Origin of the sequence: Umezakia ovalisporum Ak1311 (assembly GCF_029891685.1) — a bacterium.
Taxonomy (GTDB): Bacteria; Cyanobacteriota; Cyanobacteriia; order Cyanobacteriales; family Nostocaceae; genus Umezakia; species Umezakia ovalisporum.
Genome location: NZ_JANQDJ010000012.1, coordinates 1 through 11,849, shown reverse-complemented (window position 1 = coordinate 11,849; position 11,849 = coordinate 1). Strand labels below are relative to the sequence as shown.

At 41.5% G+C, this 11,849-nt stretch carries 9 protein-coding genes and 1 pseudogene; 7 read left to right on the top strand and 3 right to left on the bottom strand.

The features are described from left to right. From NWP25_RS02160 to recR, 3 genes and pseudogenes are all read left to right on the top strand, one after another. Positions 1-64: pseudogene (locus NWP25_RS02160) on the top strand (photosystem II protein D1); the annotation flags it as partial. Positions 65-246: 182 nt separating this feature from the next. Then, positions 247-1,641, top strand: coding sequence for a S8 family peptidase (locus NWP25_RS02155; RefSeq protein WP_280652530.1), 1,395 nt, complete (start codon positions 247-249; stop codon positions 1,639-1,641). 93 nt (positions 1,642-1,734) lie between these two features. After that, the gene (gene recR, locus NWP25_RS02150) at positions 1,735-2,292 is read left to right on the top strand and encodes a recombination mediator RecR (RefSeq protein WP_374911863.1); all 558 of its coding nucleotides are present in this window, start codon (positions 1,735-1,737) and stop codon (positions 2,290-2,292) included. Between the two features lie 147 nt (positions 2,293-2,439). Here recR and NWP25_RS02145 read toward each other — a convergent pair whose 3' ends face one another. The 3 genes from NWP25_RS02145 to NWP25_RS02135 all read right to left on the bottom strand — a co-directional run bounded on the left by NWP25_RS02145 (position 2,440) and on the right by NWP25_RS02135 (position 4,159). Beyond that, a complete protein-coding gene (locus tag NWP25_RS02145; RefSeq protein WP_280652529.1) occupies positions 2,440-2,577 on the bottom strand; it encodes a hypothetical protein in 138 nt (45 codons plus the stop codon). Positions 2,578-2,971: 394 nt separating this feature from the next. Continuing rightward, positions 2,972-3,892 (bottom strand): histone deacetylase family protein, encoded by a 921-nt coding sequence (locus NWP25_RS02140; RefSeq protein WP_280652528.1) that lies wholly within the window; start codon positions 3,890-3,892, stop codon positions 2,972-2,974. Positions 3,893-3,967: 75 nt separating this feature from the next. Further along, on the bottom strand, positions 3,968-4,159 hold the full coding sequence (locus NWP25_RS02135; protein ID WP_280652527.1) for a hypothetical protein: 192 nt from the start codon (positions 4,157-4,159) through the stop codon (positions 3,968-3,970). A 623-nt stretch (positions 4,160-4,782) separates the two neighbouring features. Here NWP25_RS02135 and gyrA point away from each other — a divergent pair. From gyrA to NWP25_RS02115, 4 genes are all read left to right on the top strand, one after another. Further along, positions 4,783-7,365 (top strand): DNA topoisomerase (ATP-hydrolyzing) subunit A, encoded by a 2,583-nt coding sequence (gene gyrA / locus NWP25_RS02130; protein WP_280652526.1) that lies wholly within the window; start codon positions 4,783-4,785, stop codon positions 7,363-7,365. Beyond that, positions 7,346-8,929: an apolipoprotein N-acyltransferase gene (gene lnt / locus NWP25_RS02125; protein WP_280652525.1), complete on the top strand. Its 1,584-nt coding sequence runs from the start codon at positions 7,346-7,348 to the stop codon at positions 8,927-8,929. Before gyrA ends, lnt begins: the two co-directional genes overlap by 20 nt. Positions 8,930-9,039: 110 nt before the next feature. Beyond that, positions 9,040-10,059, top strand: coding sequence for a helix-turn-helix transcriptional regulator (locus tag NWP25_RS02120; protein WP_280698800.1), 1,020 nt, complete (start codon positions 9,040-9,042; stop codon positions 10,057-10,059). A 167-nt stretch (positions 10,060-10,226) separates the two neighbouring features. Beyond that, complete coding sequence (locus NWP25_RS02115) at positions 10,227-11,792, top strand: TonB-dependent receptor plug domain-containing protein (RefSeq protein WP_280698799.1); 1,566 nt, start codon at positions 10,227-10,229, stop codon at positions 11,790-11,792. Positions 11,793-11,849: the final 57 nt, after the last annotated feature.

The window sequence follows — 11,849 nt, the reverse complement described above, 5'->3', positions numbered from 1 at the left end:
CTTAGACTTGGCTGCTGGTGAAGTTGCTCCTGTTGCTTTGACTGCTCCTGCAATCAACGGTTAATTTCAAGGCTTAATTTCTAAGCTCAGTTAAATAAGACTGAAACAAAAAGCGCCTCTCAGGAATGGGGGGCGTTTTTTTGTTTTTCACAGATTACAAATAATTATTTTTTTTCGTAGATTTACTTAAGTAAAGTACAATCAGTGTTCTGACTATTAATTAAGTATTTTTTCAGGCAAGATCCTATGAGGAAAAGATTAATCACATTTTTACTCATCTTTACACTCAGTATTGGTGCATTTACTCTCTTGCCTTCACTAGCTCAGATTCCTGGAAACAGCCCTGAGAGAATTAATGAAGTAGAATCAGTTCCTGGAGAACTATTAGTACAGTTCAAAAAAGATACTAGTGAGCAAGGACGGGGACGTGCTTATGAACGTATTAATGGGCGAGCCTTAGAAATAGTGGTTGCAGCTCATGGAAAATCTCCAAAAGGAGATTTGGTTTTAGTTGACTATGTACCCAGACCTAATCTACCCCCCGAAGCGGCGATCGCAGAAATCCAAAAAGATCCATCCGTAGAGTTTGCGGAACCAAACTTGATCTATCAGCACTACGCCACATCAAACGACCCTTTCTATACTAATGGGAACCTCTGGGGAATGTATGGCAGTGTAACAAATCCTCCTAATCAATTTGGTAGTCAAGCTGGCCAGGCTTGGGCAAGTGGATATACGGGCAGTGATACTGTATATGTGGGGGTGATTGATACGGGGGTACAAATAGGACACTCAGAGTTAATTGATAATGTCTGGACGAATGCCAATGACCCCATCAATAATATTGACGATGATGGTAATGGCTATGTTGATGACATCAACGGCTGGGACTTTAATGGTAACAATAACACTGTTTATGATGGTAATGAAGATGCCCATGGCACTCATGTAGCTGGAACGATTGGGGCTAAAGGTGGTAACGGCTTAGGTGTAGCCGGGGTTACTTGGAACGTCAAATTTATTACAGCCAAATTTTTGGGACCTAATGGTGGTACATTGGCTAACGCCATCAAGGCTATTAACTACATTACCGACTTAAAAACTCGTCAGGGACTGAATATTGTCGCCACTAATAACTCCTGGGGAGGTGGCGGGTATTCCCAAGCACTCCACGATGCCATTATTCGGGCTGCCAAGGCAGATATTCTCTTTGTAGCTGCTGCTGGTAACTCAAGTAACAACAACGATAAAAAAGCTAATTACCCATCTAATTACGACACCAGCAAAGGGACAAGAACGGAGTTAGCAGCCAGTTATAACTCAGTGATTGCAGTAGCTTCCATCACTAGCACTGGTGTCTTATCGAACTTTTCTAACTACGGTGCTAAAACCGTACATATCGGCGGTCCGGGTTCTAGTATCCTGTCAACAGTGCCGGGTGGATACGCCTATTATAATGGGACATCAATGGCTGCGCCCCATGTCACTGGCGGAGTGGCTCTTTATAGTGCAGCCCATCCCCAAGCCACTGCATCCCAGATGAGAAGTGCCATTTTAAATAGTGCGGTTTTTACGTCTTCCCTGAACAGAAAGACTGTAACTAATGGTCGTCTAAATGTTTATAATGCTCTGACAAATTGACACCTGGAAAAATGTCATCATAGTTAATGATGAAAAGATTCTGGAGATAAGACTACGGTTTACCCACGTCCTTTAGCACGATTAATCGAGCAATTGCAACGGCTACCAGGAGTTGGTCCTAAATCAGCTCAACGACTGGCTTTGCATATCTTGAAACGCCCAGAAACAGAAGTAGAAGCCTTAGCCCAAGCCTTAATTGATGCCAAAAAGCAGATAGGCTTGTGTTCTGTCTGCTTTCACCTATCTGCCGATCCTATTTGTGAAATTTGTCGTCATCCCCACCGTGATAATACTTGTATTTGTGTGGTAGCGGATTCTCGTGATGTGATTGCGTTAGAAAAAACCCGTGAATATAAAGGCAAGTATCATGTTTTGGGCGGGGTGATTTCCCCAATGGATGGTATTGGCCCGGAACAACTAACTATTCAAGCTTTGGTGCGAAGGGTGAGTCAAGACAAAATTCAAGAAGTGATTATGGCAATTAGTCCAAGTATAGAAGGGGAGACAACAACCCTATATATTGGTCAGCTACTTAAACCATTTACCATGGTGACACGTATTGCCTTTGGTCTACCTGTGGGTGGTGATTTGGAATATGCCGATGAAATAACACTGGCAAGAGCCTTGGAAGGTCGCAGAGAGTTAGATTAAGTTTTACCACGAATATTGAATCCATTTGACAATTCCAGCGGTTGGTGTTTGACCCCAGAATCCCCACACCTCTGGGGTGGGGAATATGTCAAAGGGAACACTTTCACCCAATATCTGTTGACAAGAAGCATTCCACCCAGGTCTAATTTAACGTTCTCCTGTTTTTTCAATCGTTTCTATCACTGCTAAACCAATACCAGAAGCTGCTATTAGCATGATTGCTGATAGTAAATAGGCGTTGGCAAACATCCGAAGGGCATCTTCAAAAAACATATAGGTGGTCATTGCTTCACCTGTTGAACTCTGTGCTGCTAATGTGTTTATTTTTCCAGGTACTGACTTCAGAATCCCGGCGAAAAAACTACTTGCATTAGAATCTTAACAAAACTTTAGCTCATTCATAACAGCACTTGCAATTTTTTTTCTGAAAATTAGATAAACTTTATTAGCTTTTTGTCATATACAATACTGAATAGTTTTTAACGTATAATTGTACGAATTAAGAATTAAGTAAATGCTGTAATTAACCATCAATTATTCATCTCTGAGAAGAATCTAGAGACATGGCATTATACATCTCTACTGAGGTTGTAGAAAGTAAATACTTTGTTTTTGGACTTAAATGACAAATTTTAGTGGTTATTGGGACAAATCAGCCGATTTTAGCCATAGCTGCTGCCTAAATAAAGCAGCGTTCAATAGTAGCTAATACAGATTGGGAAAGTGATGTAAAGTCATAACCTCCTTCCAAACCAAAAAGAATTTTGCGGGTTAATCCCAAACAAGAATCAGTAAATAAGCCATAATCTTCTGGTTTTAAATTAATACTGGCCAAAGGGTCTGACTGATTGGCATCATAACCAGCGCTAACAATTAGCAAATCCGCCTTAAACTTAGCTAAAAAGGGTATGACCTTGTTTTCTATTAATGGCTGATACACAGTAATATCACTACCAGCAGCTACAGGTAAATTTAAGACATTATCATAAAATCCTTGTTCAGAAGCTTTCCCACTACCGGGATAGCAGGGATACTGATGTAAAGAACAGTAGGCAATTTGAGCATAAGTTTCTACGATGGACTGAGTACCGTTGCCATGATGTACATCCCAGTCTAGAATGGCGACTTTGTTAACTCCCGGTTGTTCTAACGCATATAAAGCCGCGATGGCTGCATGAGAAAATAAGCAAAAGCCCATACCAGCACCACTTTCAGCATGATGTCCTGGAGGACGTGCTAACACAAAGGCCGGGTTCGCCGATGTCAGCACTGCATTAACTCCATCCAACCAAGCACTAACTGCTAACAACGCCACATCATAACTCCGGGGAGAAATGGGTGTATCACCATCTAAATAACCGCCACCAGTGGTAGCAATTTCCTTAACTTTGTTGATGTAGGCGGGATCATGTGCTTTCAGGAGTACAGACATGAGGGATGGCTGGTGTGATGCGGAGGTAGGGGATTGCCAAGTGATTTTTTCTGCAAAGGCTGCTTGCTTGAGCGCATTAACAATGGCCGTCAACCGTTCTGGTTTTTCAGGATGGTATCTTCCGGTTTTGTGCTCTAGAAACTCCTGGGAATAGATGACTGGTAGCATAAGGCGAAAAATTTTGGTAGCAAAACACTAAGTCATTTTATCTTGAGTTCCAGGGACAAAAACTTACGGCATTTGTTAATCATTATCAAGCCTTTCAACAATTGGTTGCTCCAGCATCTCTGGTACTAAAGCTTGATTCCCCCCAGGTTCAGGTGGGGATTGTCCTCGGATCACATCATCCATTTTGGGAGGATGTTTAATCATGTCCAGGGTCTCTGGACTAAGTTGAGATCCAGGATCTTTTGAATGATTGTTTTCCCGATTCATGGAAATTTACTGTAACTGCTAGTCCTCAGCTTAAGAGATGTTATGGCCAGGGGTAAACTATCTTCAGACTTAAATAGCCATTTCGAGGCATTGTTCAACAGTAGGATGAAAATATGCCTTTTGCCGAACCCTGATAGAGATATTTTTGAGAATTTGATTACTTGTAAATTCATCAACTTCATGAGCCTATAATCAAGGGTTTTTTGTCAGCAAGTAGCATTAATTACTATAGGGGTATCAAGCAAACTTACTCACATATAATTGGTATGATTTTATATGAGTAAAAATCATATTTTTAGTAATTTAATTAAGATTTACTGACCAATATAGCAGCGATAAACAGATTTATGTCGAGAATTTAATTAATAAATATTAAACAAGAATTTATTAAATTATTTTTGAAAAAAATTCACAAAAAATTGACAAAAACTTTATCCATAAAACCCAGTCATGAAAATTTTTACATCAAATCTTGTAGCTAGTTAGTTCCTCGGCAAAATACCAGTCTATATGTTAGAATGGTGACAAAATATGGCAATTATTCAAGATTAATTCAGAATAATTTGGCAATTATTGGTTCAGCTTAAGGGCTAAAATCTACATTTTTTGGAGTTTTTTAGGTTATGACAACCTCACAGGAGAGGATTATCCCAACAGACTTGCGGAATGAAATGTCCCAGTCTTATCTGGAATACGCCATGAGTGTGATTGTGGGTCGGGCGCTGCCAGATGCTAGGGATGGTCTGAAACCTGTGCATCGTCGCATCCTCTACGCAATGCACGAGCTGGGGCTAACTCATGATCGCCCGTTTCGGAAATGCGCCCGTGTAGTCGGGGAAGTGTTGGGTAAATATCACCCCCACGGCGACACAGCAGTGTATGATGCTTTGGTGCGGATGGCACAGGACTTTTCCATGCGATCGCCCCTCATTAACGGACATGGCAACTTTGGTTCAATAGACAACGATCCCCCGGCGGCAATGCGATACACAGAGTGTCGTTTGCAAGCTTTAACCAGTTTGTCGCTACTGCAAGATATTGAATCAGAAACCGTAGATTTTATTGATAACTTCGACGGTTCCCAACAAGAACCCACAGTATTGCCATCACGCATCCCCCAATTGCTGTTGAATGGTTCCTCGGGTATTGCCGTAGGAATGGCAACTAATATTCCTCCCCATAACCTAGGAGAATTAATAGATGGTTTAGTGGCGCTGATTCACAACCCAGAAATCAGCGATCTGGAGTTAATAGACCATATTCAGGGGCCAGACTTTCCCACAGGAGCACAGATTTTGGGAACATCTGCCATTCGCGAAGCCTACACCACTGGACGCGGTTCCATTACCATGCGTGGAGTCGCCAACATTGAAACCATCGAACAACGAGGTCGGCCAAGTAGAGAAGCAATCATTATTACTGAGTTACCCTACCAAACTAACAAAGCAGGATTGATTGAAAAAATCGCCGACATGGTGAACGAGAAGCGTCTAGAGGGAATTGCAGATATCCGGGACGAAAGCGATCGCGACGGGATGAGAATTGTGATTGAACTCAAGCGGGATGCTTACCCCCGGGTAGTGCTCAACAACCTCTACAAGCAAACGCCACTACAAAGCAACTTTGGGGCGAATATGCTCGCCTTGGTCAATGGTAAACCGGAAATTCTCACCCTCAAAAAATTCTTAGAAGTATTCCTAGATTTCCGTGTGGAAGCAATTACCAGGCGTACTCGTTACGAACTCGGAAAAGCCGAAGCACGTGACCATATCCTACAAGGCTTATTAATTGCTTTATCCCATTTAGATGCAATTATTGTTTTAATTCGTCATGCACCGGATGCACCCACAGCTAAAACAGAGTTAATTACAACTTACGGACTCTCAGAACTGCAAGCAGACGCGATTTTACAAATGCAGCTGCGGCGTTTAACTGCTTTAGAAGCAGATAAAATTCGTCAAGAACACGAAGACTTACAAAAGCAAATTGCCGATTTGCAAGATATTCTGGCAAGGCGAGAAAGAATTTTAGAAATCATTGAAACCGAAATCACCCAGATCAAACAAAACTTTGCTACACCCCGGCGCACAGTAATTTTACCTGTAGAAGGAGAAATAGATGAGCGTGACCTGATTGCCAATGAAAAAGTCATCATTCTCCTTACAGAGCAAGGTTACATCAAACGAATGCCTGTTAACACCTTTGAAGCCCAAAGCCGCGCCACCAGAGGTAAAGCTGCCGCCAAGGTCAAAGATGATGATACCATTGAGCATTTCTTAACTTGCTGCGATCATGACAGTGTTTTATTCTTTAGCGATCGCGGTGTCGTTTACTGCCTAAAAGCCTATCAAATTCCCGTGGGTTCCCGTACCAGTCGCGGTACGCCCATTGTGCAAATGCTTCCCATTCCTAAAGAAGAAAAAATTACCTCTATTGTCCCCGTAGACGAGTTTAGCGACCAAGAATATCTAGTCATGCTCACCAAAGGTGGCAATATTAAGAAAACCGAACTATCAGCATTTAGTAACATCAGAGCCAACGGCTTAATTGCCATTTCTTTAGAAGAAGGCGACCAACTCCGGTGGGTGCGACGTGCCAGAGTGGAGGACAGCATACTAGTTGGTTCCCGTCAAGGTATGGCCATTCATTTTAGATGTACCCACGAACAGTTGCGTCCTTTAGGTAGAGCGACTCGTGGAGTAAGAGCCATGAAACTGAAGGGTGGAGATGAACTAGTAGGGATGGATATACTTCCAGCCGCCATTCTCAACACCTTAAATACAGATGAAGCAGAAATCGGAGACGAAACCTTAGAAATAGAAACTCAGGAAGAATCCTTAGAACTACCCAGTAACGGCAGTACAGGACCTTGGGTGTTAATCATTACAATGGGCGGATATGGCAAGCGCGTACCAGTTGCCCAATTCCGACTCCAAAACCGTGCAGGTCAGGGTTTAATGGCTACCAAATTCAAAAACCGCAAAAGCCAAGACAAATTAGCCACCTTACGCATTGTTAATAATGATAATGATGAAATCATGATGGTCACAAATCGCGGTATCATCATACGTCAAGCGGTCAACGCCATTTCCATACAATCCCGCTCCGCAACTGGCGTAAGAGTGCAGCGTCTCGATGAAGATGATGCCATTAACGGTGTAGCCATAGTTCCTCCTGATGCCGTAGATGTCGAAGAAGCTGAGTAAAAAACCTAGGGAGATGCTCATAGCTTTACTCCCTTATTCCATCTCCTTAACCAGTGGTGTATTCATGGGGCTAACCGTAGCCCCTGTAAATGCATGGTTTTTGGCATGGATTGCTATAGCCCCTGTGTGGGTATTAATTGTTACTAATGCCCAATCAAAAAAAAGTAAATCTCCCCTCCTTGCCCTGACTTGGGGCATTGGCTATCACGGTGTTGCTTTATCCTGGATTACTGGTATTCATCCCATGGATTGGTTAGGTGTGCCTTGGTTGCCAAGTTTAATAATTACCCTGTTTTGTTGGTTATTTATCAGCCTTTATGGAGGATTACTCGTGACCCTGTGGGGCGCAGCTATGGCTCGTTTTCCTGGGCAAAGAAGCTGGAAACGTGTTTTATTTGCTACAGCTATATGGTGCGGATTAGAAAGTCTTTGGAGTGCCAGTCCCTTGTGGTGGAGTTCACTAGCTTATACACAAAGTCCGCACAACCTAGTAATTTTACACCTCGGTCAAATTTCCGGAGCGAACACCGTCACCGCCGCCATAGTTGCAGTCAATGGTTTAATATCAGAAGCATGGATAAACCACCAAAGTAGAAATTTCTCCACCCATAGTCAGGTGGTCAAGCAACACTTGGCCATAGCCACATCACTATTCATTACCTTACACATACTGGGTTTTTACTTATACACTCGTCCCCTAGCCCAACCACCAGCAGCCGCATTAAAAGTAGGAATTATCCAAGGTAATATCCCCAACGAAATAAAACTCATTCCTCAAGGTTTGCGGCGGGCTTTAGCAGGTTACACCAGTGGATATTACACTTTAGTAGACCAAGGCGTAGATGCAGTCCTCACCCCAGAAGCCGCTTTACCCTATTTCCAGCGCGACCTACCCAACACTAGTTTAATTCAAGCAGTACGAGAAAAAGCAGTAATTGCTTGGGTAGGGGCTTTTGGAGAACAGGGACGCAGTTATACCAATAGTTTATTTACCTTCATTGGTAACGGTGAAGTAGTCAGCCGTTACGACAAAACTAAATTAGTCCCATTGGGTGAGTATATTCCCTTTGAAGGCATTTTAGGCAGTATAATTCAGCGCTTATCACCTCTGGATGCTCACCAAGTACCAGGGAAAACCAATCAGATATTTGACACTCCATTTGGTCGGGCTATCGTTGGTATCTGTTATGACTCAGCTTTCCCGGAAATATTTCGCCGTCAAGCTGCTGCGGGGGGACAATTTATTCTCAGCTCTTCTAACGATGCTCACTATAGCCCCTCTATGCCATTTCAACATCACGCCTTGGATATGATGCGGGCCATTGAAACCGATAGATGGTCAGTGCGAGCGACTAATACCGGATATTCAGCTTTTGTAGACCCTCACGGCCACACTTTATGGATATCTGGATATAACACATACGAAACTCATACTGAAATTATCTACAGACGGTTAACCCAGACCTTATATGTGCGTTGGGGTGATTGGCTAACCGTCGTATTGTTGGCTTTGAGTGTCTTAGCTTACATGAAAAACCACGTCTTAGTTGAGGCTGTAGACTAATAGTAAAAATTACTATTGCAATTATCACCAGTATTATTGTAAATTAGGCTTTGTGACTTTTCATAGTTGATAATTTTTAGCAAGATACCAGCAAAAATTGCTATCAAAACATGATAAAAATATTTACTGAACAAGAATACGCCGAAATTGAACAGGAAAGCACACAGCAATTAGAGTTTTTAGAGAATAGTAAATCCTGTGACCAAATAAAAACATGGGATAGCAAATTGAGTAATGGTTACTATCGACTAAATCAACTTCGCCCAGGATTATATTTAGAAGTTTTTGATGAAACCTATTATCAGGAAGTTAATTGTCAAATTAATCACTATGGATATTATGAACTAATATCTAAATTTTATCTTTCGGGAAATCATGGAGTAATTTCTCCTGGTATTGCAGGAGTTAACGACCATTACCAAGAAATAGCGGGAAATAACTACTTATTTTATCTGCCAGATATTGAAGAAATTGAGCAAAACTTTCCAGTCCATCGCATTTATTTAATTAGAATTGCTTTAGACTTAGATTTTCTCAAATCTTTCATTAATGGAATAGACTCTTTACCAAAACAGTTACACCCTTTTTTGGAAAGTGACTCTGTACCCCTGTTTCATCGTCCATTGGGTAAAATTACCCTGGCCATGCACACTGCCTTGCAGCAAATTATTAATGTTCCTTATCAAGGGATAATACAGCGAATGTATCTCGAAGGCAAGGTGTTAGAATTATTGGCTTTGCAATTTGCCCAGTTGATGGACACCGAGTCAGCTAAAAAACCCTTAATTAATCTTAAATCCGCCGATATTGAGAAAATTTATCAAGCACGGGATATTGTAATTAGAAATTACGAACATCCACCCTCATTGCTGGATTTAGCGCAACAAATTGGTATTAATGACAACAAATTAAAGTATGGTTTTCGTGAAGTGTTTGGTACTACAGTATTTGGCTATTTGCGTGACTATCGCCTAGAAGTGGCGAGAAAACTGCTACAGGAACAAAAGCAAAATGTGAGAACTGTGGTAAATACCATTGGCTATGCTAATCAAAGTCACTTCGCCGCCGCATTTAAGCGTAAATTTGGGATTACGCCTCAAGATTGTCGATTAGGAAGAAAGGTTGTATAAACAGCGAGTAGCCCCGGTTGATGTCAGAATTTGCTCACACTCTCCGGCTATGGTTCAAAACTCTCCGTCTACTCTATAGACTTTGCCCGTATAAATTACATAAACTCTTTCCACAGATAATTGCTAATTATTAGCAATATTGAGTTTATATTTGTGGAGTGAGGAGTATGGGGTATCAGCAACTAAAGGAGATTATATCATCAGCAGCAATGGCGATGGCGCTAACATCATTACTTGTACAGCCAGCTTTAGCTGAGAATAAATCGCATAATTCCACTAGTGCGGTAAAGTTGCTATTAGTACAGCAATCTGTTGTCAACATTACAGGTGTTAAAGTCAATACCACAGATAAAGGTATTGAACTGATTTTAGAAAACGCCAACCCACAAGCACTGCAACCCGTATACAAAAGTGTAGAAAATAATTATGTCGCAGATATTCCCAATGCTCTTTTAGCACTACCAGAAGGTCGGGATTTTAGTGTTGCTAATTCCGCAGCAGGAATTACTTCTGTGAGTGTGACTCAATCTGATGCTAATACGGTCAGGGTAAAAGTTACGGGTGAGAAAGGCTTACCAACAGCACAGTTATTTGATAGTGGTGAAGGTCTGATTTTTGAGTTTGCGCCTATTGTCTCAGAAACACCGCCATCAGAACAGCCAACGAGTGAAACACCACCAGAACCACCTATTGAATTAGTTGTTACAGGACAGCAAGACACCTACCGAATTACTAATGCCTCCACTGGTACAAAAACGGACACTCCACTCCGGGATATTCCTCAAGCAATTCAGGTAGTCCCGAAGCAAGTCCTGCAAGAACAGCAAGCACAACGCTTAAGTGACGCATTAAAAAATACTGCTGGTGTAATTACTAACACCTCAGAACGGAATGTATTTGATGGTTTCAGGATTCGAGGCTTTGACAATCGTAATATCATTCGTAATGGATTGAGAGATGACACTAACATTACTGCTGGTTCTGGAATTGCCAACATTGAGCAAATAGAAGTTCTCAGGGGTCCCGCATCGATTCTCTTTGGTCAAGGTGGAGCAGGGGGGACCGTCAATATTGTTACTAAAAAACCTCTGGAAACACCCTTCTATTCAGTAGAAGGATCAATTGGTAACTACAGTTCATATAGTGGTTCAGTGGATTTCACAAGTCCTCTAAATGATAGTAAAACCCTATTGTATCGTTTCAATGCTTCTGCTTCTAGTACAAATACCTTTGTAGATTTTGTTGACATTCAACGTTACTTTATTGCTCCTGCTTTAACTTGGAAAATTGGTCAAAACACAACATTAAATTTAGAAGCAGAGTATTTTGATACACGGCAACGTAACGACCGAGGTATTCCAGCACTGGGTACTATCTTACCAAACCCCAACGGCAAGATACCAAAAAATCGGTTTACGAATGAGCCTTCTATTGATAAAAACAATCGCCAAGTATGGCGATTAGGCTCTAATTTAGAGCATCGCTTTAGCGAAAGTTGGCAAATACGAAATAGCTTTCGTTCTTCCTTTCAAAATAGTCTACAAAATTCTGGTTTTCCCTCATCATTAGAAAATGATAATCGCACTTTAAACCGTGGCTTATTTATCGCTGAGGCAACCGTCACTAGCTACATTTTAGATACTAACCTGATTGCACAAGTGTTGAATGTTAAGAAAGAGGTGATAAAAATAGCCCAAAATATGGTAAATTCTGGGCGAAGTATTAAAATGTAATAATTGATAATGATTATAAATTCATTTCCCAAGATTGTCAAAGACATCCTCAGACCG